Source organism: Gilliamella sp. M0364, assembly GCF_016100565.1.
GTDB classification, from domain to species: domain Bacteria; phylum Pseudomonadota; class Gammaproteobacteria; order Enterobacterales; family Orbaceae; genus Gilliamella; species Gilliamella apis.
Window position 1 is genome coordinate 90,319 of sequence record NZ_JACFSF010000004.1, and the last position, 25,554, is coordinate 115,872.

22 protein-coding genes, 1 tRNA gene and 2 pseudogenes are annotated in these 25,554 nt (G+C 36.2%); 10 read left to right on the top strand and 15 right to left on the bottom strand.

Translation table 11 applies throughout. From position 1 onward, the window contains the following. Positions 1–36 precede the first annotated feature (36 nt). Together H3U96_RS07070 and H3U96_RS07075 are read right to left on the bottom strand one after the other, a co-directional pair. The gene (locus H3U96_RS07070) at positions 37–774 is read right to left on the bottom strand and encodes a carbonic anhydrase (RefSeq protein ID WP_086360536.1); all 738 of its coding nucleotides are present in this window, start codon (positions 772–774) and stop codon (positions 37–39) included. A gap of 228 nt (positions 775–1,002) precedes the next feature. Continuing rightward, positions 1,003–1,078: transfer RNA gene (locus tag H3U96_RS07075), tRNA-Asn, on the bottom strand. Positions 1,079–1,226: 148 nt separating this feature from the next. On the opposite strand from H3U96_RS07075, the gene H3U96_RS07080 reads away from it, so the two are divergent. Beyond that, positions 1,227–1,799: a TIGR00730 family Rossman fold protein gene (locus tag H3U96_RS07080; RefSeq protein ID WP_065613861.1), complete on the top strand. Its 573-nt coding sequence runs from the start codon at positions 1,227–1,229 to the stop codon at positions 1,797–1,799. A 58-nt stretch (positions 1,800–1,857) separates the two neighbouring features. Here H3U96_RS07080 and fruA read toward each other — a convergent pair whose 3' ends face one another. The 12 genes from fruA to H3U96_RS07140 all read right to left on the bottom strand — a co-directional run bounded on the left by fruA (position 1,858) and on the right by H3U96_RS07140 (position 15,726). Further along, entirely contained in the window at positions 1,858–3,600 is a 1,743-nt protein-coding gene (fruA, locus tag H3U96_RS07085) for a PTS fructose transporter subunit IIBC (RefSeq protein ID WP_086320449.1), read from the bottom strand. A gap of 8 nt (positions 3,601–3,608) precedes the next feature. Beyond that, entirely contained in the window at positions 3,609–4,544 is a 936-nt protein-coding gene (gene fruK, locus H3U96_RS07090; RefSeq protein WP_065613857.1) for a 1-phosphofructokinase, read from the bottom strand. Between the two features lie 2 nt (positions 4,545–4,546). Continuing rightward, a complete protein-coding gene (gene fruB, locus H3U96_RS07095) occupies positions 4,547–5,749 on the bottom strand; it encodes a fused PTS fructose transporter subunit IIA/HPr protein (protein WP_086364735.1) in 1,203 nt (400 codons plus the stop codon). A gap of 200 nt (positions 5,750–5,949) precedes the next feature. Continuing rightward, complete coding sequence (cra, locus tag H3U96_RS07100; protein WP_034900747.1) at positions 5,950–6,978, bottom strand: catabolite repressor/activator; 1,029 nt, start codon at positions 6,976–6,978, stop codon at positions 5,950–5,952. A gap of 158 nt (positions 6,979–7,136) precedes the next feature. Next, the gene (locus tag H3U96_RS07105; protein WP_065577630.1) at positions 7,137–7,892 is read right to left on the bottom strand and encodes an ABC transporter ATP-binding protein; all 756 of its coding nucleotides are present in this window, start codon (positions 7,890–7,892) and stop codon (positions 7,137–7,139) included. Then, on the bottom strand, positions 7,889–8,860 hold the full coding sequence (locus tag H3U96_RS07110) for an iron chelate uptake ABC transporter family permease subunit (RefSeq protein ID WP_086320453.1): 972 nt from the start codon (positions 8,858–8,860) through the stop codon (positions 7,889–7,891). Before H3U96_RS07110 ends, H3U96_RS07105 begins: the two co-directional genes overlap by 4 nt. Beyond that, the gene (locus H3U96_RS07115; RefSeq protein WP_034900753.1) at positions 8,850–9,809 is read right to left on the bottom strand and encodes an ABC transporter permease; all 960 of its coding nucleotides are present in this window, start codon (positions 9,807–9,809) and stop codon (positions 8,850–8,852) included. The genes H3U96_RS07110 and H3U96_RS07115 overlap by 11 nt, the downstream gene beginning before the upstream one ends. Before the next feature lie 9 nt (positions 9,810–9,818). Continuing rightward, positions 9,819–10,775, bottom strand: coding sequence for a siderophore ABC transporter substrate-binding protein (locus H3U96_RS07120; protein WP_198196116.1), 957 nt, complete (start codon positions 10,773–10,775; stop codon positions 9,819–9,821). Between the two features lie 201 nt (positions 10,776–10,976). Further along, a complete protein-coding gene (gene glnG / locus H3U96_RS07125) occupies positions 10,977–12,422 on the bottom strand; it encodes a nitrogen regulation protein NR(I) (protein WP_198196118.1) in 1,446 nt (481 codons plus the stop codon). A 5-nt stretch (positions 12,423–12,427) separates the two neighbouring features. Beyond that, positions 12,428–13,477 carry a nitrogen regulation protein NR(II) gene (gene glnL, locus H3U96_RS07130; RefSeq protein ID WP_034900758.1) on the bottom strand — a complete coding sequence of 350 codons (1,050 nt, stop codon included), beginning with the start codon at positions 13,475–13,477 and terminating at the stop codon, positions 12,428–12,430. A gap of 74 nt (positions 13,478–13,551) precedes the next feature. Next, the gene (glnA, locus tag H3U96_RS07135; RefSeq protein WP_034900760.1) at positions 13,552–14,961 is read right to left on the bottom strand and encodes a glutamate--ammonia ligase; all 1,410 of its coding nucleotides are present in this window, start codon (positions 14,959–14,961) and stop codon (positions 13,552–13,554) included. A 588-nt stretch (positions 14,962–15,549) separates the two neighbouring features. After that, positions 15,550–15,726, bottom strand: coding sequence for a hypothetical protein (locus H3U96_RS07140; protein ID WP_165601679.1), 177 nt, complete (start codon positions 15,724–15,726; stop codon positions 15,550–15,552). Positions 15,727–15,855: 129 nt separating this feature from the next. On the opposite strand from H3U96_RS07140, the gene H3U96_RS07145 reads away from it, so the two are divergent. From H3U96_RS07145 to gpsA, 3 genes are read left to right on the top strand one after another with little or no spacing between them, the layout of a single operon-like run. Beyond that, entirely contained in the window at positions 15,856–16,296 is a 441-nt protein-coding gene (locus H3U96_RS07145; RefSeq protein ID WP_065651523.1) for a rhodanese-like domain-containing protein, read from the top strand. Between the two features lie 25 nt (positions 16,297–16,321). Then, a complete protein-coding gene (gene secB / locus H3U96_RS07150; RefSeq protein WP_086320457.1) occupies positions 16,322–16,804 on the top strand; it encodes a protein-export chaperone SecB in 483 nt (160 codons plus the stop codon). 42 nt (positions 16,805–16,846) lie between these two features. Next, the gene (gpsA, locus tag H3U96_RS07155; RefSeq protein ID WP_198196119.1) at positions 16,847–17,860 is read left to right on the top strand and encodes an NAD(P)H-dependent glycerol-3-phosphate dehydrogenase; all 1,014 of its coding nucleotides are present in this window, start codon (positions 16,847–16,849) and stop codon (positions 17,858–17,860) included. A gap of 251 nt (positions 17,861–18,111) precedes the next feature. Here the strand turns inward: gpsA and H3U96_RS07160 are convergent, their stop codons facing one another. After that, on the bottom strand, positions 18,112–19,086 hold the full coding sequence (locus tag H3U96_RS07160) for a hypothetical protein (RefSeq protein ID WP_198196121.1): 975 nt from the start codon (positions 19,084–19,086) through the stop codon (positions 18,112–18,114). Between the two features lie 200 nt (positions 19,087–19,286). On the opposite strand from H3U96_RS07160, the gene aas reads away from it, so the two are divergent. The 6 genes and pseudogenes from aas to H3U96_RS07185 all read left to right on the top strand — a co-directional run bounded on the left by aas (position 19,287) and on the right by H3U96_RS07185 (position 25,540). Continuing rightward, positions 19,287–21,434 (top strand): bifunctional acyl-ACP--phospholipid O-acyltransferase/long-chain-fatty-acid--ACP ligase, encoded by a 2,148-nt coding sequence (gene aas, locus H3U96_RS07165; RefSeq protein ID WP_198196123.1) that lies wholly within the window; start codon positions 19,287–19,289, stop codon positions 21,432–21,434. A gap of 15 nt (positions 21,435–21,449) precedes the next feature. Continuing rightward, the gene (gene lplT / locus H3U96_RS07170; RefSeq protein ID WP_198196125.1) at positions 21,450–22,637 is read left to right on the top strand and encodes a lysophospholipid transporter LplT; all 1,188 of its coding nucleotides are present in this window, start codon (positions 21,450–21,452) and stop codon (positions 22,635–22,637) included. After that, the gene (gene murQ / locus H3U96_RS07175; protein WP_232347762.1) at positions 22,624–23,523 is read left to right on the top strand and encodes an N-acetylmuramic acid 6-phosphate etherase; all 900 of its coding nucleotides are present in this window, start codon (positions 22,624–22,626) and stop codon (positions 23,521–23,523) included. The genes lplT and murQ overlap by 14 nt, the downstream gene beginning before the upstream one ends. A gap of 223 nt (positions 23,524–23,746) precedes the next feature. Continuing rightward, positions 23,747–24,113, top strand: a pseudogene (locus H3U96_RS11435) (PTS sugar transporter subunit IIA); the annotation flags it as partial. A 65-nt stretch (positions 24,114–24,178) separates the two neighbouring features. Continuing rightward, a pseudogene (locus H3U96_RS11440) lies at positions 24,179–24,718 on the top strand (PTS system mannose/fructose/N-acetylgalactosamine-transporter subunit IIB); the annotation flags it as partial. Positions 24,719–24,739: 21 nt separating this feature from the next. Beyond that, a complete protein-coding gene (locus H3U96_RS07185; protein ID WP_065577640.1) occupies positions 24,740–25,540 on the top strand; it encodes a PTS mannose/fructose/sorbose transporter subunit IIC in 801 nt (266 codons plus the stop codon). Positions 25,541–25,554 lie beyond the last annotated feature (14 nt).

The following is a 25,554-nucleotide window of genomic DNA, read 5'->3' on the forward strand; positions in this document are numbered from 1 at the left end:
TAATAAATATTAATAAAGCCAATTAAAACTCATTTATTAATCAACAATAACTCTTCCATTTAAAGGTTGAACTGGGCGGTTGTTGTTGTGATGCATGATTGAGTGGAATTTTTCAATTTGTTGTTCTGAGACTGTTACAGGTTGTTCTAACACAATCCATCTTACACCTTCAGTACACGGTGGTGTTGTTAATGATCCACTAAAGCGATAATAATCGAGTGTTTTAGGAAATAATGTACTGATATCAACAGTTTTGTGTAAAGTTACTTTGTTATCCACTTCCGTAGGCATTTGCTGCCAAGCCTTCGCAATTTCAGAATTCGCTTCGCCACTATTAAACATTAAGGCGACAACGGTAAGCTCACCAGTTTTATTTTTGTAAACAAAGTGGGCTTCCATTGGATAACTTTTACCTTTAATGGTATTTTCACTTGGGCTGTGAAAATGGAATTGTTGTAACGTAAAGGTTTGCTCATCTAATATTAACTGATTATCACCAGTAACGTTAACCTGAATAGTATGTCCGTTATTAATAATTTCTTGTTTACTTGGTTTGAATGAGAACTTTAAGTTTTCATGCTCTGTCTTTAATGCATGATCGATATTGATCGGTGACTGATTTTTACCATTCTCACAGGTAGAATACTCTGCTGATAATTTACCCCAGTTTTCTGGTTTTTCTTGACCTTCATATCCCCAATGAGATGAATGTCCTATAGCGGCACAAGATAAGCTAGTTGCCATTAATACTGCAATTACTACGTTATGTTTCATGTTGATTTCACACTTTGGTATTAATTGGAGGGAGGCTGAATTATACTCTGCAAGAATAAGGCTTTCCAGCTAAAACACGCCTTATAAAAAATAATTATATATCGCTGTTCAAACATGGCTAAACGGCGAATTAATAATGTTTATGCAGATAAAAGTGATCTTGAAGTATCTATTGAAAAGTAGATATAAAAAAACCTGCTATATAAGCAGGTTATTAAAAACTGAAATTGGCTCCTCCAACAGGACTTGAACCTGTGACATACGGATTAACAGTCCGCCGTTCTACCGACTGAACTATGGAGGAACACTTAACGGACAAGATATTAACCATCTATGACGATTCTGTCAATCTCTAAAACACTAATTAGGTTTAACTGCTCAGCTTGTAAGCAAATCGAGGGAAAACTATGCTAAAATAGCGAGAAAATAGCATAACCAGTAGAGTAAAATTAATGAAAAAAAATATTTGTGTGTTTTGTGGTGCGAGTGAAGGTAATCGTCCAGAATATCGTATGGCAGCAGAGCAATTAGGTATGACCATTGCCAAACAAAATAGACGATTAATCTATGGTGGTGGCAATAAAGGACTAATGGGTGTTATTGCTAATGCCGTTCTCGCTTATGGCGGTGAAGTTATTGGCATTATTCCTGAGAGGTTAGTTAAAGCTGAAACTGCACACCATGGTATTACGCGTTTGGAAGTTGTTGAAAATATGCATCAACGGAAAGCAAGATTAACTGAGCTCGCTGATGGATTTATTGCTATGCCTGGAGGTACGGGAACATTAGAAGAGCTGTTTGAGGTATGGACAGGTATGCAAATTGGTTATCATGAAAAACCAGTTGCCTTATTAAATAGTCAATTTTGGCAACCTATGCTCAATTTTTTAGAACACGCAGTACAAGAAGGCTTTATCCGCGACAGTTTTTATCGAACATTGATCGTAGCAGATGTTGCTAATGAAATGTTAGAGAAGATGGATAATTTTATCCCAAAAGATTTACAACGTTGGGTAAAAAAATAGATTAAGACAAGAATAAAAAAACGCCATCATCTGATGGCGTTTTTAGTTGCATAATGTATTATGCGCTAACTAATTCAGAAGTCTGTGCTTCAGGTTTTTTAATCAATGCGTAAGCGACACCCGCAATCACCGAACCAACAGCAATGGATAGTAAATAACCACCAACTGGTTCAACCACACCAGGGATTGCTAGTACAAATAAACCACCATGTGGAGTCTGTAATATAGAACCAAATGCCATTGCCATACCACCAGTGATTGCCCCACCAATAATACAACAAGGGATAACTCGTAATGGATCACGTGCAGCGAAAGGGATTGCCCCTTCAGAGATAAAGCATAAACCTAATGCTAATGAAGCTTTACCGCTCTCTTGTTCTGCTTTAGCAAATTTTTTGCGCGCAATTAAGGTTGCTAACCCCATTGCTAACGGTGGAACCATACCACCAGCCATAACAGCAGCCATTGGTGCATAAATATGTTCAGAAATTAAAGTAGTACCAAATGCATAAGCAACTTTATTAATTGGTCCCCCCATATCCGTACACATCATACCACCTAATAAAGTACCTAAAATAATCGCATTCCCAGTACCCATAGATTTCAACCATCCAGTTAATGCAGTCATTAACCATGCGATAGGTGTACCAACGACGAATTGCATAACTAAACCAGTCGCTAATGTAGCAAGTAAAGGCACAATAAGAATTGGTTTTAATGCTTCTAGTGTTTTTGGTAATGGTAAATATTTAGTGATTAACATTACTAAATAACCGGCAAAGTAACCTATAATAATACCACCTAAGAAACCTGCACCAATTGAAGTGGCAAGTAAACCACCAACAAGCCCTGGAGCTAAACCTGGTCTATCGGCAATTGAGTAAGAAATATAACCAGCAAGTAAAGGTACCATGAGTGAGAATGCTAAATCACCAATTTGTTTTAAATGAGGTTCACCAACAAGCTCATTAACCAGCGTTTGTTTAACTACCTCAACACCATTTTCCACTATAGTTACTGATTTAAGAACTTCTTGAAACTCACCAAAAGCAAATGCAAGCGCAATGATTAAACCACCAGCCACCACCATCGGTAGCATGTAAGATACACCGGTTAATAGATGTTGGTAAAGGCCTTTCTTTTTATTGCTTGATATTGCCGCTGAAGTAGATGGTTGATAGAAAGTTGCTTCTACAAACGCTTTATCTAATTCTTGTGCAGTTTTTTTAAGAGCTGGACCGGTTTTAGTTCGGTACATCTTTTTACCTGCAAACTTACTTAAATCAACATCAATATCACATGCTACAATCACTAGATCAGCTGATGCTACCTCTTCTGGAGTTAATTCATTACCAACACCAACCGAACCGCGAGTTTCAACTTTACACCACCAGCCACGTTTTTTCGCTTCTTCTTCAATCGCCTCAGCAGCCATAAATGTATGCGCAACACCAGTTGGACAAGCTGTTACCGCAACAATACGTTTTTGTCCGTTGTTTGAAGTCGCAACAGCAGCAGAATTAGCAGATTGTTGATAAACAGTTGCTTTACTTTGTGCTTCATTTACGATTTTTTTAGGATCAGCAAAAATTTCATTGAGATCATTTACCACATAAACTTTTTTGCCAATCACTGATTTATCGCTGATATTACCATCACCAACCGAAATAATCGTATCAGCTGATGCCGCATTATCAACAACTTTGAAATTTAATGAATTAGCGGCTAACACTAATTCCGCTTTAGCTAAACGGCCATTAACTGGGCCTGAATTGCTACCTTCTACAATATATATATTCATGAATACTCCTATCCCGCAATTATTTCAATTTTTTCCGACATGTTGGTAACCGCTTGACGGTCTGATACCCCAACACCGGCTTGTTCAACTGATAAAGCGGCAACACTTGATGCAAATACTAAGGTGTCTTTAATTGATTGGTTAGTTAGTAAACCATACATTAAACCACCGACCATTGAATCACCAGCACCAACCGTGCTAACCACCTTACATTTAGGCGGTTTGGCTAACCATGCTTCATGTTTAGTAACCCATAAAGCACCTTTACTTCCTAGTGAAATTACTACGTTTTCTACGCCACCATCGATAAGCTCCATAGCAGCAGTTTTGATTTCTGATAATGTAGTTAGTTTTCTACCAACCCACATTTCGAGTTCTTTATCATTTGGTTTAATTAACCACGGATTAGCTTTCAACCCAGCAACTAAAGCATCACGGCTACTGTCAAACACAACTTTAGGACAAATTGCTTTTACTTGTTTCATCCACTCAGTGAACTTTTCAAGAGATACACCTGCAGGTAAACTGCCACTAATGGCAACCATATCAATCTCTTTCAACCATTCCAATGAATTAGTCACAAATGTTTGCCAATCTTGCTCGCTAATAGTAAAACCAGAAAAATTAAGATCTGTAACTTCACTGTTTTCTTCGGTTAATTTAACATTAATACGAGTACGACCTTCGACTGTTTGGAATTTATCAGTAACATTTAATGATTCAAACAGTAAATTAAAACCATCACGATTCTCTTTCCCTAAAAAACCACCAACGGTTAATTTAATACCTAAGTCAGATAAAACTTTAGCAACATTGATACCTTTACCTGCTGGCAGTAAAGCATTAGTTTGCACTAAATTAACATCACCTAACTCAACTTTAGGGCAAAAACCTAATAGATCATAAGCGGGATTTAAAGTGATAGTTGCAACACGATAAGTCATGATTAAGCACCCTCACCTAAGCCGCTTTCAATAGCTTTACCGATTGCATCTAATACTTTTTCGGCATCATCACCAACTGCTGTGAATTGTAAACGACTGCCTTTTTTTGCACCTAATGCAACAATCTTCATTAAACTGGTTGCACTAACTGGTTCATTTTTACCATCGAGATTAGCAACAGTCACTTTACTATTGAACTCTTTTACTAATTTAACTAGCACCGATGCAGGGCGAGTATGCAATCCATTTTCATTTGGAATAACAAATACGCGACTTAACTCTTCACCATTACTAGTAGATGTTGCGCTTGCAGCTGTATTTACAGTGGCAGTTGCTGATTTTTCAGATGATACTGACTGAGTTTCTGATAAAAGTAGATTATTAAAATCATCACTATTTGCTGAAATTAATTGTACTAATTTTTGGTTATAAGCTAACGCAGCAATATTATTGGCGATAGTTGCCACACTATCATCAATAGCCGAAATGGTAATAAGGAGCTTAACCGGTTTACCATCTTGATTAAAATCATTTACCGTACGGCTGATAGCAATCGCATTTTTTAAGTTACCTTCGCGACTATCATTTAACCATACGCCATTACCCAAATAATTCGGTGTATTATCAAGGACGTTAGTAATAAAGCTAGCATTAACAGCATTTTGTTGTTTTAATCGTGAGGCATTTAAAGCTTGTAAAGTAGCTAAACTGTCAGCTTGAATATTTAATAATAATGAAGATTCATTAATAACAAATTGACTATCTTCTAAACTCTCTTTGCCAGTTAAAATAGCGAGAGCTTCATCGGCTGATTGAATATTCTTAATTCTTTCTTCAACACCATCAGCACCAAGTACGTGAGTTAATTGACGAAGTAATTCTAAGTGTTCATCTGAACTTGCCGCAATACCGATGGCAAGATAGGCTTTTTCACCATCATCACCCCATTCTACACCTTCTGGAAAACAGAAAACTTGCACACCGGTTTTTTTAACTAGATGACGAGTTTTAGGCGTACCATGAGGTATAGCAATACCAATACCTAAATAAGTTGCTGCTTGACCTTCACGTTCAAGCATACCATCAACATATCCTTCTCCGACAAAACCAGCACTAGTTAATGCAGCTGCAATTTTCTTAATTGCTTCAGTTTTATTGGTTGCTTGTTCATTTAAATGAATATCTTCTTTAACTAAATGAAACATAAAATAAATACCTCTGGGTTATAATGTTGGGTCAACTAAAAACAACTCAGCAATCCCACAATCGTTCGTTATTGAATAATATTGAATCGTTTCAGCAATAATGAATATAAACTTGTTAATAATCAAGTAAATTATATCTATTAATTCCTAAAGTGTGATCTAGATCGTTTTTTTAAGAAAATAGCTGTCGTTATGACGGCTTAAATTGATTTTTTAGCAATACTTTTTCGACTCAGGCTACCTCGATAAATTAAGCGTCGAGGAATAACTGTGGTTCCTGGCTGATAGCTTTTATTATGTAAACTATCAAATAATAGTTTAATGGTTATTTCTGATATCGCTTTATGATCTTGTGATAACGCAATTATTTTACAAGGTAAGAAATTAAGTAACTCATTATCACCAAAAGTGGCAATAGTTAGATTTTCTGGCAGATGATCAAACTTTTTCAAAATTGCATCAATTGTGCCTTGTAATAAAGAAAAAGAAGTAGAAAAGATACCATCTGGTAAATCATTATATTCTAACCATTGACTAAAGGTAGCCTCAGCATCACGACGACTATAATTATTTGCACATAAAAAATCAACTTTATTGTTACTATTTGATGCAATTTCCTTAAAGCCTTCCATACGCTGCTGGCTAACGGATAGATTGGGTAAGGCACCAATATAAACTACTGTGCCATTAACTAACTGATCAAATGCTTTGGCTAGCATTTCTGAATCTTCTTTATCAGCACCAACAACATTCCTAAACTCTGATACAGATAATATTCTATCTAATGCGAACAGAGGGATATCACTATTTTGCCAACCATCATAAAAGGCATAATCTGGTTCGGCAACAAATGACGAAGATATCACCAACGCATCAACTCGTCGCTGTTTTAAATGCAGAACACACTCTTTTTCAATTTTCGGATCATCTTCAGAACAAGAGAGTAATAATTGATAACCTTCTTTTTTTACTAATTGCTCTAAATAGCTAGCAATTCGATTATAACTGATATTTTCGAAATCAGGAATAATGATACCAATAGTGCGAGTTTTACCTGCTCTTAAACCTGCAGCTACTGCGTTGGGTTGATAATTGTACTCATTTACCACCGCCATCACTTTTGCAATGGTTTTATCACTAACCCGATATTGTTTGGCTTTACCGTTAACCACATAACTCGCTGTGGTTCTTGATACGCCAGCTAACAATGCAATCTGCTCTAATTTCATGACTTAATCTCAAAAAAAAACTACTTGTTATTTAACCTGAACATAAATTAAATGTAAACAAAAGTTATATTATTTATAAATAAATTAAATAATTAAACGTTAGAAATAAAAAAGGATTTAGCTATTTTCTAAATCCTTGTTGTTAAAAAATTTAGATACTAATAATAAATAGCAATATTTTGATTATGAATATTTTCTATTTTGACTGGTGTATCAAAAATTTCCTCTAATATCTTTGAATCCATAATTTGTTTAGGACTGCCTTGATAAACCAGTTGGCCATCTTTCATCGCTAAAATATAATCGGAATAGACTGAAGCAAAGTTAATATCATGAATAACAATCACAATGGTTTTACCCAGTTCATTGGCAGCTCGTCTTAGCTGTTTCATCATAGCAACCGCATGTTTCATATCAAGATTGTTTAATGGTTCATCTAGCAATACATATTCAGTATCCTGACAAAGTACCATTGCCACATAAGCTCGCTGCCGTTGCCCACCTGAGAGTTCATCTAAAAATCTATCTTTATATTCAGTTAGATTTAAAAATTCTAGCGCACGATTAATATAGACTAAATCATCTTTATTTAATCGCCCTTTAGAATAAGGATAACGGCCAAATCCAACCAACTCAAACACGGTCAATCGACTGGTAAAACGATTTTCTTGTCTTAACACAGATAAATAGGTCGCAAGTTTATCACTCGGGGTATTAACCACATCCATATTATGAATTTTTACTTGTCCTTCATCGGCAAGTAATAGACGGCTAATAATTGATAATAAGGTTGATTTGCCTGCACCATTTGGACCAATGATTGCCGTAATACCACCTTGAGGTATGGTTGCTTTCACATTTTTTAATACAGGTATGGTTTGATACTTTTTACTAATATTATCAATTTCTATCACATCGGAACCTTTTTCAATAATAAGAAGATAAACAATGAACCACCAATAAACTCAATTACTATCGATAATGCGCCCACCATATTTAGGACCCGCTCTAAAAACATCTGTCCACCAACAAGAAAAATCACGCCTAATAAAAACGCAGTTGGTAATAAAAAACGATGCTGGCTAGAGCCACTAATACTATAAGCTAAATTAGCAATAAGTAGACCTAGGAATGTGAATGGCCCAACTAACGCGGTTGATATTGAGACTAATACCGAAACGAGTAATAGAATGATAGTGACACTTTTCTGATAATCGACCCCAAGATTAATAGCATTATCACGTCCTAATGCTAATACATCAAATCGAAAGCGCATTCGCCATAAAAACAGACCAATAATTGAGGTAATGATTAATGAAAACACGATTAAGACAGGCTCGGCTCGGGTAAATGTGGCAAAAATACGGCTTTGCAAAACAGCGAATTCCGTTGGCGTCATTAATCGTTGTAATAAATTGGAGAAACTACGAAATAGTGTCCCTAAAATAATACCAATTAATAAAACCAAATGAAGATTTTGTTTAAGTTTGGTAAATAATCCTCGATACAAAAATAGAGAAAATAAAATTAATAATAATGATTCGAAAATAAATTTACCCACAATACCAATATAAGGAATACCTTGTGCATCAATAAAAAATATTACAACAGTTTGAATCAATACAAACAAAGATTCAAATCCCATTATTGAAGGTGTTAAAATTCGATTATTAGTAACAGTCTGAAAAAGCAAAGTCGACGTTGCAGCTGAAAAAGCTACTAAAATCATCGTTAAAACAATCCAAGTACGATGAGTCAATATATAACTAATATTGCCTTTTAAATTGAATGTCATGAAAAAAATGACACAAAATAGCGCAATACCCAGTAATATCAGTACAGTATTTCGACTTGAAATAAAGCGTTTTTGATTAACCAGCATGACGTTTTTTACTCAACAATACTAAAAATATCACAGCACCAACTACACCAAGGATTACACTAACTGGAATTTCGAAGGGATAGCGAATAACTCGTCCAATAATATCACAGAGTAAAACCAGACCACTACCTAGCAGACAAATCCACGGAATAGTTTTACGAACATTATCGCCAAACAATAAACTCACAATATTAGGGACGATTAAGCCCAAAAATGGCAGTACCCCTACCACCACCACAACAATTCCACCAATAAGTGCAATGACAATCAGGCCTGTTAACATTACTCGATTATAATTAAGTCCAACATTGACAGAAAAGTCCCGCCCTAATCCAGCGACAGTAAAACGATCGGCGCTCCAACAGGCAAGTAAGGTAATAGCACCAACTAACCATAATAGTTCATAGCGACCTTGCAAAATGCCAGAAAAATCACCTGATTCCCAACCACCTAGTGATTGCAATAAATCAAAATACATGGCAAAAAAAGTACAAATTGCACTGATTACTGCACCAAGCATAATCCCAATAAGAGGAACCATTAAGGCAGATTTAAAGATGATTTTACGTGAGATAAACATAAACAACATCGTGCCAGCCATTGCAAATAAACTTGCCACCACCATTTTCGTCATTACAGTTGCACCAGGAGCAAATACCATCATGACTAATAGCCCAAGACTTGCAGACTGGGTTGTCCCCACTAATGAAGGTTCAACAAACCGATTTTGCGTAAGTAATTGCATAATTAAGCCTGCAACACTCATAGCACTACCAGCTAATAGTAATGCTACCGTTCTAGGAACACGACTAACAAAAAAGATTTGTCGCATATTACTGTCAGACCAAAGATCGGCCAACGTCACATGCCCAGCACCAATAAACAGACTTAATGCAGCCATTGCTATTAAAAGAGCAATGCCTGCAATAAAATAAACCGTTTTTGTCATAACTTATGATTAGTTGGCTGATGTTTTTTGTAAAACATCACTTATTTGGTCGATTAATTGACTATAAGTTTGAATACCGCCAGAGATATACATTGAAGTTGAATCTAAATAAACAATATGATTTTGTTGCCATGCATCAGTTTTTTGGATTAATTCGTTATTTAGAACTTGTTGTGCTGATTGAGCTTCTTTATTACCAATCGCATTGTCTCTATCTAACACAAATAACCATTGTGGATTAACACTTAACACAAATTCAGAAGTTACAGCATTACCATGACGACCAGCTTCTTGGAAGGTTGTTGCAGGTTTGAAACCTAATACATCAAAGATAAAGCCAAAACGTGATTTAGGGCCATAAGCAGACATTTTACCACCATTAACCATAATCACTAAGGCAGTTCCTGCTGTATCTGTTTTAGGTTTTAGTGTTTCAATTTTTTGGTTAAAATCAGCAATTAATTTTTTAGTTTCTGCTTGTTTACCAAAAATATCGCCTAACTGTTCAGTACGCTCGGTTAAGCTAGCAAGGAAATTATTAGGATCAATATCAAGCGAAATAGTTGGTGCAATATCACTTAATTTTTTATAAACATCATTGGCACGACCACCTGCGATGATCACATCAGGTTGTAATGAACTTAACACTTCATAATTTGGTTCAAATAAAGTACCAACATTGGTATAAGCTTTATCAGCATACTTTGATAAGAATTCTGGGAAATGTACATCCGATTGTGGAACACCGGTTACAGGAATATTTAATGCATCAATAATATCCAGTGTCGCTGTGTTATAAACTACCACTTTTTTCGGGTTTTCAGGAACATCTGTTTTACCTTGAGCATGTTCAACAGCTATAGTTTTATTAGCTACTGGTGCTTCTTGTTTTTTATCGTCACAGCCAGCTAATACAAATAAAGCGGCTAGTAATACTAAAAATTTAACTTTGATAGATGAATACATTGTAACTCCTAGTTATTAGCTTAGTCCAAAAGCGAATGGATGATAAATAGAATAATTATCATTTGCATTCGATTGTAACTAAAAATAAATAAGTGTTCAATGAACTTTAAGCAAACAGTAAAATAATAATAAATAAATTGGTAAAAACATTAGATAATAACATTATGACTTATTGCCGAAAAAATCGGCATGCTATCATAATCAATTATCATCTGATAATTCTTTGAGTTTTCTTGTTAAAGTATTTCTCCCCCAGCCAAGCAGATTCGCTGCATCTTGCTTATGTCCACGAGTAAAATTAAGTGCACACTTTAATAAAATTTTTTCAACATCACTCACTGTTTGCGTCAAAATTCCGGTTTGACCAGCTAATAATGCTTGTTTAGCCCACTGTTCTAACAGTTTTTTCCAATCGGTTTCTGGTAATATCTGATTGGTTACATTGGTAAGAACCTCATAATTAGCTGAGCCATCAGAAGCCGATAATTGTAATAGTTCTGGAGGTAAATCTTGCACATAAACTTCATTATTGGATGACATTACTGTTACCCAACGACAAACATTTTCTAATTGCCTTACATTACCCGGCCAATTGAACAGACATAAAAGATTAAGAGCATCAGGGCTTAGCACTTTACTTTCAACACCTAATTCTTTGGCGGTGGTACGTAAAAAATGTTCAGCTAATTTAGGTATATCTTGCGCTCTATCACGTAATGGTGGCAATAAAATACGAATCACATTTAGTCGATGGAACAAATCTTCTCTAAATTTACCTTCCCTTACTCTAGCTTGTAAATCTTGATGCGTAGCTGCAATTATACGTACATCAACTTTTACAGGTGAATAACCACCTATCCGATAAAATTGACCATCAGCAAGAACTCTTAATAACCGAGTTTGCACATCCAATGGCATATCACCAATTTCATCTAAAAAAAGCGTTCCACCGTTAGCTTGTTCGAATCGACCATGCCTTATTTGAGCGGCACCCGTAAATGCACCTTTTTCATGACCAAACAATTCAGATTCAATTAAATCCTTAGGAATAGCAGCCATATTTAATGCAATAAATGGTGACTGTGAGCGTGGGCTATGAGTATGCAAAGCTTTAGCCACTAACTCCTTACCCGTTCCTGATTCACCATTAATTAGTACGCTGATAGATGATTTAGAGAGTCGTCCAATAATACGAAACACCTCCTGCATGGCGGGTGCTTCACCAATAATACCAGTAGAAGCTTTGCTAGTAGAGGAACTATTAGGTTTATTACTTTGACTTTGTAAAATAGCCCGCTCAACCAATTGAATGACTTCATCGACATCAAAAGGTTTAGGAATATAATCATAAGCTCCCTTTTGATAAGCATTCACTGCAGCATCAAGATCTGAATGAGCAGTCATAATAATCACCGGTAAATTAGGTATTTGCTCTTTGATATAATTAAGCAAAGATAACCCATCAATACCCGGCATTTTAATATCGGATAATAATACTGCTGGCTTCTGTGGATGATTAACTAAAGCATCAATCACTTCTTGACCACTTGAAAAACTAATGCAGTTAAAATGAGCGTTAGTAAGCGCTTTTTCTAAAACCCATCTAATTGAACTATCATCATCAACAATCCAAACATTCATTGTCATTAACCTCATTGTTTGATTGGTAAATAGATAGAAAACTCAGTATGACCTGGCCAACTATTAAATTCAATCTTACCATTATGCTGGTCAATAATATTATGGGCAATAGACAAACCAATGCCGGTACCGCCTTCATAACCACTAACCATTGGATAAAATAATGTATCTTGAATATGCACTGGAACTCCAGGGCCATTATCTTCAATATCGATACGCGCACAAAGTCGGTAACGTTGACCATGCAAGGTGACTTGAAATGCAGTTCTAGTTCTAATCTTAATACAACCAGATTTTGAATCAATTGCTTGTAAGGCATTACGCACAATATTTAAAACCACTTGTTCAATCTGTTCTGAATCATGAGTGAATTCAGGCAAACTAGGATCATAATCGCGGATAATTTCAACATTTAGCGGTTTTTCTAAACATAAAAGCGCATAGATCCGTTCGATCGCTTGATGTATATTCTGTTGTTTCTGTTGTAACCGCTGTTGAGGGCCTAATAACCTATCAACTAAATTTCTTAACCTATCTGCCTGTTCAATGATAATTTTTGTATAATCTTGCAACTCATTGTTAGGTAGTTCTCGTGACAATAATTGCGCCGCTCCTCTTAGCCCACCAAGTGGATTTTTAATTTCATGAGCAAGTCCACGCACTAATTCACGGGCAGCATTTTGTTGAGCTTGCTGTAATTGTTCTTGACTCAACTTTTTATGACTATTTAATGGTGCCATTTCGATTAGCACATGGCCGTTAGCCAGCAATTGTGCAGTTAACGATAAAATATGTAATTCATTGTTTATGACTAAATTAACTTCGCTATCGGTAAAACCTTGATTCTGCTCTAATGCATTTTGCATCAATTCAATATCGAGGGAAAAATAACCTAATAGGTCGGGAAAATAACTATCTAATATTTTTTTCGAACTTTGAGCAAGTAACTGTTGTGCAGCGGTATTGGCATAAAGAATATTGAGTTTTTTATCAAGTAATAAAATATTGGTAATCATTGAGTCGAGAACAAGATTTGCATCAGATTCATTATCAAATGTCATCGTTGGCTCTCCGTTCTCATTAGATACCACCGCCCTTCAGCGGTGGTTAAAGCTTTAAGTAATACAATAATGACTTATAGACTGTAGTAGAGTTCAAATTCAACCGGATGTGGTGTCATACGAACACGATCAACATCTTGACGTTTTAAGTCAATATAAGCATCAATAGTGTCATTAGTAAATACATTACCACGAGTTAAGAATTCACGATCGGCATCTAAAGCATTTAGCGCTTCTTCAAGTGAACCTGCAACTTGTGGGATTAATTTAGATTCTTCTGGTGGTAAGTCATATAAGTTTTTATCCATCGCATCACCCGGATGAATCTTATTGATAATACCATCTAAACCTGCCATTAATTGCGCTGCAAATGATAAGTATGGGTTACCTGCTGGATCTGGGAAGCGAACTTCAATACGACGCGCTTTAGGGCTAGTAACCACTGGAATACGAATTGATGCAGAACGGTTACGTGCAGAATATGCAAGCATAACTGGTGCTTCATAACCTGGTACTAAACGTTTATAAGAGTTAGTCGCTGGGTTCGCAAAAGCATTAATCGCTTTAGCATGTTTGATAATACCACCGATATAGAATAACGCCATTTCAGAAAGGCCAGCATATTTATCACCAGCAAAAAGGTTTACGCCATCTTTAGCAAGCGATTGGTGACAGTGCATACCAGAGCCGTTATCACCAAACATTGGTTTAGGCATAAATGTCGCAGTTTTACCATAAGCATGAGCAACATTTTGGACAACATATTTATAGATTTGAACTTCGTCAGCTTTTTTAGTTAATGTATTGAAACGACAAGCAATCTCATTTTGGCCTGCAGTTGCAACTTCATGGTGATGAGCTTCAACCACTAAACCAAGTTGTTCCATGATTAAACACATTTCAGAACGAATATCTTGTGACGAGTCAACCGGAGGAAGTGGGAAATAACCACCTTTAACACCTGGACGATGCCCCTTATTACCTTCTTCGTATTTAGTACCTGAGTTCCAAGCAGCTTCGATATCATCAATATGTACAAAACTACCAGACATTGGTGAGCCAAAACGCACATCATCAAATAAGAAGAATTCCGGTTCTGGTCCAAAAATAACCGTATCAGCAATACCTGATGATTTTAAAAACTCTTCAGCGCGTTTAGCAATTGAGCGAGGGTCACGGTCATAACCTTGTAATGTCGCTGGCTCTAAAACGTCACAACGAATATTTAATGTTACATCTTCAAAAAATGGATCAATCACTGCGCTTGATGCATCTGGCATTAACACCATATCTGATTCGTTAATGCCTTTCCAACCAGCAATGGAAGAGCCATCAAACATTTTACCATCTTCAAAAAAATCAGCGTCGATTTGACTTACAGGAATTGTAACGTGTTGTTCTTTACCTTTAGTATCAGTAAAACGTAAATCAACAAACTTAACATCGTTTTCTTTTATTAGCGTTAAAACTTTTTGTGTAGACATGTAGCTTCTCCATTGAGGACATATAATAATTGTTCAGTTAAAGGCATTTTGCCTATTTATTAAATTATATGCAAATATGATGCCAGTTTTTCATTAACCATTTTAGACGGTTTTTAGTGATTAAATAATAGCAGAAAAAGCATTAATGCACCATGATAATGCATAAAGCACCAAAATAATGCACCAAAATGTCACATAAACCATTTATGCCACAATTTTGCTCCATGACAAAGTAATTAATTGGCGATGCTTCTTAACTAAGTTATATATCAAATCTTCGAAAACCGATTATGATTAAATAAAAAATCATTTCATCCCCATCACGTTTAAATGTTTCATTAAAAAAAAACGACGCTTCATATAATAAAATATATTTTGAATTAACGATCATTACTGGATTTTATTGATGCCAATAACAGCATAAATATTTCAGTTCCCCCATCCCCATAGTTTTTATCAAGTATTAATGGGTTCACTTAGGATATTTATCGTCGATTTTATAAATTACAGTTATTGAACATGTTTGACCTTCATCTTGCATTTGACAATCATAATATTGAAAATAATCGGGTGCATTGGCATCAATTTCTAGAAAAATTCTCGACAGGTTAAATTTAGGTCAAACAATAATGGTTCACCTGTTATTTGCATGTTTTGATCTAAGTTTACAGTTTTATTTGTAGCATAATTATTTGGTTCGGCTAAAACAGACAAGATTACAGTAACTAAAAGCAATGCCAGTAAGATAAATCGTCTGAATAACATTAATTCTCTTCTTAGGATCTTTAGTTCTTATTAGCTTAAAATAAGATTTCTCCCTTTAGATCTGTATTTCAGTAGACAATATCGTTATAATCTTATCTTATTTTTAATAAATTAGGTAATCATAAAAGTATGGACTTTGTTACGCTCGAAATTATACCTTTTGTCAAAAATCATCATTTACTTTCATTAGGTTGGATTGTGTTATTTGTTGCAATCATTGTATTAACCGTAAAAATTAAATTGTCAAAAGTGAAAATAATTAATAACGCGCAAGCAATTAATATGATCAATAAACAAAATGCGGTTATTGTTGATATTCGTTCAGCAGATAGCTTCAAAAAAGGGCATATTACTGAATCACACAACATTCTACCCGTTGATATTAAAAATGCTAGTGCGAAAACTATTGAAAAATTTAAAGAAAACATCATTATTGTGATTGATGAAAATGGCTTAACATCAGCAGGTATTGGTGAAGTATTAGTCAAACAAGGTTTTTTACATGTATTTACATTAAAAGATGGTATTGCTGGTTGGAACGGCGAAAACTTACCATTGGTTAGAAAATAATATAATTTTAAAATAAGGTTTTATCATGACAGAACAAAACAATACACAACAACCTGAAACACAATTTGCAATTCAACGTATTTACACTAAAGATGTTTCTTTTGAAACCAATAATGTCCCTGAAATTTTTACTAAGCAGTGGCAACCAGAAATGAATTTAGAGCTAAATTCAGCATCACAAGCATTAAGTGATGAAGTGCATGAAGTTTCTTTACGTGTTACCGTAACGGTAAAACAGCAAGAAGAAGTTGTGTATATTTGTGAAGTTACTCAATCAGGAATTTTCTCGCTTATTGGTTTTGATGATGCACAAATTCAACATTGTGTTGGTGCTTATTGTCCAAATATTTTATTCCCTTATGCGCGTGAAGTTATTTCAAGCCTAGTGAATAAAGGAACATTCCCACAGCTTAATTTAGAACCAGTAAATTTTGAAGCATTGTTCATTAACTATTTACAACAACAAGAACAACAAGCGCAAAATAGTGCAACTGAAACCTTACAATAATTGTAATTGTTTGGTTGATTAATCGAGTCTATTGGATTATATATGAGTAAAGATGCTGCAGTGACTGTAATTGGCGCCGGTTCTTATGGAACCTCGCTAGCTATATTACTAGCACGTAATGGCCATGAAACCTTATTATGGGGACATAACCCAGATAAGATGGCTATTTTGCAGCATGATAGACAAAATAGACAGTTTTTGCCTGATATCCCTTTCCCAGAGCAACTGCAAATTGAAGCTGATTTAGCCACTGCTGTTGCTGCTGCACCTATTTTACTTATTGTTGTACCTAGCCATGCGTTTGGTAGTATTCTTAAACAAATAAAACCATTGTTAAGAAAGGATAGTAAAATTGTTTGGGCAACGAAAGGGCTTGAAGTTGATACTGGACGATTATTACAAGATGTTGCACGCGAAGTTTTAGGTGACAAAATTCCATTAGCGGTTATTTCTGGTCCTACATTTGCTAAAGAAGTGGCATCTGGTTTACCCACTGCAGTTACTGTTGCCTCAACTGATAAACAATTTTTAACAGAACTACAAAATTTATTCCACTGTAGTAAATCGTTTCGAGTCTATAGCAGTAAAGATTTTATCGGTGTTCAACTTGGCGGAGCAGTCAAAAATGTGATCGCCATTGGTGCTGGATTGTCGGATGGGCTTGGTTTTGGTGCTAATGCCAGAACAGCATTAATCACTCGAGGATTGGCTGAAATGATGCGATTAGGCGAAGCACTTGGTGCCGATCCCGCCACTTTTATGGGGATGGCAGGATTAGGCGATTTGGTGCTGACATGTACCGATAATCAATCTCGTAATCGTCGTTTTGGTATTTTACTTGGTCAAAACAAATCAATTCAAGAAGCACAAGAGATCATTGCTCAAGTGGTTGAAGGCTGTAGAAATACCAAAGAAGTCTGGTCATTAGCACAAAAATATCATGTCGATATGCCTATTACTGAACAAATCTATAAAGTACTTTACGAACATAAAGATCCAAAACAGGCAGCCATGTCATTACTGGGGCGCTCACAAAAAGAAGAGCTGAAAAGCTAAGTTTCGATCTTAGAACCGCCCTTACCTCGCATTATTTTATTGTTTATGGCTAATCTATTGTTGATGTTAATAAGTAATACCATTAACGACAATTTTAAGCGCTAAAAAAACCTTTCCTATAATTTTTGATTTTATAGAACTAACTTCTTATTAATATTCATAAGAAGCACTATTAATGCCAATTTTAGACATTAAAAAACCCCTTTCCTCAAATTTTTGGTTAAGGGATGATTTGGAGTTAAAAACAATTATTAGATAGTAGTTCCAATACCCTTTTGTTTAGCTTTCTGATAAATATCATAACCGACATAGACATCTAAAACTGCCGTTCCCACTGTTTTAAATAACGTGATTTGCTGATCGTTTTGACGACATTTTTGCGGGTCGATAACTAAATCTCCCAATTCATAAAAATCTTGTTTTGTGACTAAATTTTGATTAATTGGGTCGATAATATCACCCGCTTCAGCAAATACACCATCTTTAGTATCAAGTACACGAATATCTGCTTTTGCCACTATATTACTTGGGATTTCGTGCATTTCAGGTGTGTAAGCACCTACACCATTGATATGAATTCCGGGTTTAACTAGCTCACCATTGAAAGTCACTTCTTTTGATGTAGTCACTGAAGTAATAATATCAGCATGGCGAATATCTTCATCCAAATCTTGTGAAAAATAGAGGTTAGCCGAAAAATGGCCAAATCGTTGTTTCATCTCTTCAGTAAACTGCTTGCCTTTTTTGGCATCAAGTCCATAAATAGCTACATCGGTTAACTGCCGTACCGTTAACATAGCTTCTAGTTGTGCCGCTGCTTGCCCACCAGTACCAATTAATACTGCTCGTTTAGCATCTTTTTTAGCTAATAAATCCGTGGCAGCGCCTTGTACCGCACCGGTTCGCAATTGCGTAACAAATGTGCCATCTAATATCGCACAAACTTCGCCCGTTTGAGGATCGATCATAAACACTTGTGCCGGAACTGATGGTTTGCCCAATTTAGGATTATCAGGAAAAACCGAGACAATCTTTAAACCAACAACATCGTTTTCTTTAATATGGGCAGGCATAACTAGGCATTGTCCTTTTTGCATATCAAAATTAATACGTAAAGGCACTTCACTATTACCTTTAGTATAAATTTTTAATGCTTGCTTATCTGCTTCTACAGCATCTTTCATGGTATAAAATTGTTGGATATCTTGAGCTGTTAAAACTAACATTTTCATTCCTTACAGTTATTTAACTTTTATTTTACTTTTTTACTATTTATTGTCTATTAATTAATATTTCAAACTAGAAGAATTCGCATAACAAATTGTTTAATTTCAATTAAATCCAATTGAAATTTAGCTTCTTGTATATTGCAATTATTTTCACTATTATGACAGAGTGCAATTTTGCACGGAAATTGAGAAATCAGATGTTATTTAAAATATTAAAATTTTTTTTAATGATTTTATTCCATGTCAAGATTCAAGGTAATCTTGATAACCTAAAACAAGACAGACTTCTTATCACCCCTAATCATGTTTCCTTTCTAGATGGCGTTTTAATCGGCGTATTTTTACCAGTAAAACCAGTATTTGCTATCTACGCAGGATATATTAATCACTGGCTAGTTCGTTTAGCCAAACGCTATGTCGATTTTGTGCCAATGGATCCATTAAGTCCTATGGCAATAAAAAAATTGGTCCGTGAAATTGAAAAAGGCCGACCAATTGTTATTTTTCCGGAAGGTCGAATTACCATAACCGGATCATTAATGAAGATTTATGACGGTGCGGCATTTGTTGCGGCACGTTCTCAGGCGACCATTGTACCTGTTTGGATAGAAGGAGCCGAATTTACCTTAACCAGTCGCTTAAAAGGCCTATTTAAACGTCGTCTATTTCCAAAAATTACAATTCATGTATTGGAACCAAAATCAATCCCAATGCCTGACGCAGCAAAAGCAAGTGATCGAAGATATATAGCTGGCGAAAAATTACATCAAATTATGATGAATGCCAGAATGGCAAGTCGCCCTAAATTAACCCTTTTTGAAGCTTTGCTCGAAGCTCAAGTTCGTTATGGCGTAAAATCACGAATGGTTCAAGACCCTACCACTCATGAAGCCTCCTATCGAAACTTACTTAAGCAAATCATCGGTGTAAGTTGTATTATTTCTAAAATTACCAAACCGAAAGAACGAGTTGGCCTATTACTACCTAATGCAACAATTACTGTTGCCACTATTTTTGGTTTATCAGTTAAAAATCGTATTCCAGCAATGCTCAACTACACGGCTGGTACTAAAGGATTAACCTGTGCAATTACTGCAGCTGAAATAAAAACCATTATTACTTCACGTAAATTTATTAAAAAAGGGAAGCTTGATCACCTATTAGAAGAAATTAACGATGTAAATTGGTATTTCCTTGAAGATTTGCGTAGTAGTTTGAACTTTTTTGATAAACTATACGTTGCTGTACATCAATACATTCCTCGATTAGTTAAACGACGACAATCAAGTCAAGACGAGGCATTAGTCCTATTTACTTCCGGCTCAGAAGGCAATCCGAAAGGAGTTGTGCATAGCCATGGCAGTTTATTGGCTAATGTCGAACAAATTCGTACTGTTATCGATCCAACGCCTGCAGACCGTTTTATGTCGGCGTTACCTCTTTTCCACGCTTTTGGCATCACTGCAGGCTTATTTTTACCGTTGTTCTCTGGCAGTCGTACGTTTCTATATCCAAACCCATTACATTATCGTATGGTACCGGAAATCATTTATGACCAAAACTGTACGGTGTTATTTGGCACACCAACATTTTTAGCCAACTACGCCCGTTATGCACATCCATACGATTTTATGCGTTTACGCTACGTAGTCGCTGGTGCTGAAAAACTTTCTGATGCGGTGCGTGAACAATGGAAAGATAAATACGGTATTCGAATCTTAGAAGGTTATGGTGTAACCGAATGTGCACCCGTTGTTGCTCTTAATGTACCGATGGCATTTAAAGCTGGTACTGTTGGTCGTTTATTACCGGGCATGGAGTCAAGATTAATACCCGTTCCAGGTATTAGCAATGGCGGAGAGCTACAACTTAAAGGCCCTAACGTAATGAAGGGGTACTTACGGGTTGAAAAACCAGGGGTACTTGAAGAGCCTGTTGCTATTGATGAAAATGGTAATGTGGACAAGGGTTGGTATGATACCGGAGATATCGTTGCAATTGATAAAGATGAATTTTTAACTATCAAAGGACGATTAAAACGTTTTGCAAAAATTGCTGGCGAAATGGTCTCACTTGAAAGTGTTGAAGCTTTAGCTAAAAAGGTCGATGTTGATGCCATGCATGGCGCAACAGTAAAAGCCGATGCAGCCAAAGGAGAGGCTATTGTGCTATTTACAACCTCGACTAAATTAACTAGGGAACAGCTGAATCAAGCAGCGCAGGATTTAGGTATCCCGGCATTAGCGATCCCTCGAGATATTCGTGTTGTTAAAGAGTTACCATTATTGGGTACAGGTAAAATCGATTTTATTACCTTACGCAAAATGGCCGATGAGAATCAATAACAGCAAGGATTCGATATGTCTAAACAACCATTGTTATCAGTTGGCATGGCTGCGACCATGCTAGCGCAGTTTTTTTCAGCCTTTGCTGACAATGCAATTTTTTTTGCTATCCTTGCTTTTATTAAGCAGCTCCATTATCCAGAATGGAGCCAATCAGCATTGCAAATCGGTTTTGTAATTCCTTTTATCCTTCTTTCACCTTTTGTTGGTCAATTTGCTGACAGTATGTCGAAAGGCAAAGCGATGATGATTGCAAATGGGGTTAAATTATTAGGTGCAGCGCTTATCTGCTTAAATATCAATCCATTTTTAGGTTATTTTTTGGTCGGTGTTGGCGCTGCCGGTTACTCGCCAGCAAAATATGGTATTTTAGGAGAACTTACTTCTGGCGATAATTTAGTTAAAGCGAATGGCTTAATAGAAGCGTCAACCATTGCAGCTATTTTACTTGGTTCACTTGCCGGTGGCCATATTGCTGATTTAAATATTACATTAGCGTTGCTTACTTGTGTTGTTATGTATGGGCTGGCGATGATAGCAAATATTTTTATTCCCAAACTATCTGCTGCTCGACAAGATATTGAGTGGAAGTTTATGAGTATGATAAAAGATTTTGCTAAAACCTTTAAAATCATCTTCAACAATAAACAAACACTTTATACTTTACTCGGCACTAGCCTATTTTGGGGAGCCGGCATTACTCTGCGTTTCTTATTAATCAGCTGGGTACCAATTGTTTTAGGTATTACCGACAATTCAACGCCAACTAATCTAAATGCGGTTGTGGCAATAGGTATTGTTGTTGGCGCAGGGCTTGCTAGTGCGACGGTTTCAATATCCAATACCTTTCGCTGTATTCCAGCAGGAATATTAATGGGATTGGCGGTTATCGCATTCACGCTACAAAGTAATATGATTAGTTCTTATATATTATTAGTTGTGATTGGTGCATTAGGCGGTTATTTTTTAGTTCCACTAAATGCGTCAATTCAAAAAATAGGTAAAGAGCTTATCGGTGCAGGTAGTGTTATTTCGATACAGAACTTAAGTGAGTATAGTGCAATGATGATTATGCTTAGTGCTTATACTTTAGCTGTCGCTGGTGGATTATCAGTCATTACAATTGGCGTCGGTTTTGGTATGCTATTTGCCATTCTTATTGCTTTTGTATGGTTAGGATTAAAATCACATGCCAAACATTAATCTATCGGCTATGGTCACCGAAAATCGTAATAGTGTTAGTGAAAATATTGACTGCACATCGACACTTGAAATTCTGCAAATTATTAATAATGAAGATAAACAAGTAGCAATCGCAGTCGAAAAACAGCTACCCAATATAGCTATTGCAGTTGATGCAATCAGCCATGCTTTCCTAAATCATGGTCGCTTAATTTACCTTGGTGCCGGCACCTCGGGGAGGTTAGGAATTTTAGATGCCAGTGAGTGTCCGCCTACTTACGGAACATCACCTGAGCAAGTGGTTGGATTAATTGCTGGCGGGCACCCTGCCATATTTAAAGCGGTAGAAAACGCAGAAGATTCACCTGAATTGGCGATTAATGATCTAAAACATATTAATTTTAGTGGTAAAGATATCTTAGTTGGTATCGCGGCTAGTGGGCGCACACCTTATGTTATTGGTGGCATGCAATATGCAAAATCACTTGGCGCTACAGTGTTAAGTTTATGTTGCAATCCTAATGCACCAATGATTAGTTTGGCTAATATTGCCATTACCCCTATTGTCGGAGCCGAAGTCATTACCGGTTCATCAAGAATGAAAGCCGGCACTGCACAAAAGATGATTCTCAATATGTTAACAACAGCCAGTATGATTAAAATCGGCAAAGTTTATGGTAATTTAATGGTTGATGTTGAAGCCACTAATGCTAAGCTTGTTGAAAGGCAAATATCAATTGTTATGCAAGCCACTGATTGCAACCGAGATACAGCTATAACAACGTTAAATCAATGTAATCAACATTGTAAAACAGCTATTTTAATGATTCTTGCCGGACTAACCGCTCAGCAAGCAAAAACAAAACTAGAACAAAATAATGGCTTCATTCGTAAAGCATTAGTATAAAATAATACCTAATTTATTCTCTTATTGAACAGTAGTCTTAGAAAGCATGACATAATTTTTATATGTTAGTTAAATGAAGATTATTTAATCAGTTGACAATTATTGTTATTAATCTTTGATACAGATCAAGGTAATAGCTTATTTTGTTAACTAAAATAAAATTACTTTGCTTTATTTTATTAACTTTATATTAGCAATAATATAGAAACCTAGGAGGTACGTTATGGTTGGAATTATCCTAGCAACTCATGGTGAGTTTGCTGAAGGTATTTTACAATCAGGGACGATGATATTTGGCGAGCAAGAAAACGTTAAAGCCGTTACCTTGCACCCAAGTGATAGTCCAGATAGTTTAAAAGAACGGATGCTAGCAGCAATAGCTACTTTCGATAACCAAAACGAAGTACTGTTTTTAGTTGATTTATGGGGTGGAACGCCATTTAATCAAGCCAATACACTCTGTGGCGAACACCCAAATTGGGCTATCGTTGCTGGCTTGAACCTTCCCATGCTGATCGAAGCCTATTCATCACGTTTATCCATGGATAGTGCCAAACAAGTGGCTGCAGCAATTATAGAGTCAGCTCAGGAAGGAATTCGAACAACTGTTGAAATTGCGGCTAAACCACAAGTAAACAACCAACAATCAAATACTATCCCAGAAGGTACTGTGTTAGGTGATGGTAAGTTGAAAATAGTATTAGCTCGTGTTGATTCGCGCTTATTACATGGTCAGGTGGCGACGTCTTGGACTAAAGCAACTAATCCTAACCGGATTATCGTGGTTTCTGATTCAGTAGCCAAAGATGAATTACGGAAAAAACTGATTGAAGAGGCGGCTCCTCCTGGTGTTAAAGCTAATGTCGTGCCAATTAAAAAGATTATTCAAGTTGCCCATGATCCGCGTTTTGGCAATACCAAAGCCTTATTACTGTTCGAAAACCCTGAAGATGTACTGCGAGCTTTAGACGGTGGTGTCGATATTGAAACATTAAATGTGGGTTCAATGGCACATTCAGTTGGCAAAGTAATGGTCAACAAAGTGTTATCAATGAGCGCTCAAGATGTTGACGCATTCGAAAAATTGAAAGCGAAAAATGTGAAATTTGATGTTCGCAAAGTACCTAATGATTCAAACGATAATATGGATGAATTATTAAAAAAAGCGAAACAAGAATTAGCTGAACAAAACTAGTTTAATTAAGGGGTTATTATTATGACTTTATCAATTGTTGCTATCATTCTAGTGATAGTTATTGCTTTTTTAGCCGGGATGGAAGGTATTTTGGATCAATTCCAATTCCACCAACCATTAGTTGCTTGTTCATTAATTGGTCTGGTAACAGGTAATCTAGAAGCAGGCGTCGTACTTGGTGGATCATTACAGATGATTGCATTAGGTTGGGCGAATATTGGTGCAGCAGTAGCACCCGATGCAGCTCTTGCTGCTGTAGCTTCATCGATTATCTTAGTGCTTGGTGGTCAAGGTGTTGCAGGTGTATCAACTGCGATTGCCGTCGCCATTCCACTTGCTGTTGCTGGCCTATTTTTAACTATGATTGTGCGAACAATTGCCGTACCTTTAGTACACTTAATGGATGCTGCGGCTGAAGAAGGTAATATTCGCAAAATAGAATGGCTACAAATGTTAGGTGTTTGTTTACAAGGTCTACGTATTGCTATTCCAGCTGCTGCATTATTATTTATTCCTGCTGAAGCCGTCAAAGAAGCGTTAAACGCAATGCCTGAATGGTTAACAACTGGTATGGCTATTGGTGGTGGAATGGTTGTTGCCGTTGGTTATGCTATGGTAATCAATATGATGGCAAACCGCGAAGTTTGGCCATTTTTCATTATCGGTTTTGTGGTTGCGGCAATATCACAATTAACTTTAATTGCACTCGGTGCCTTAGGTATCGCTTTAGCACTGATTTATATAAACCTTTCTGAACGTGGCAATTCATCAAACGGTGGAAGTAAAGGCGATCCACTTGATGATATTTTGAATGATTACTAGGAACTTGGAGAAGA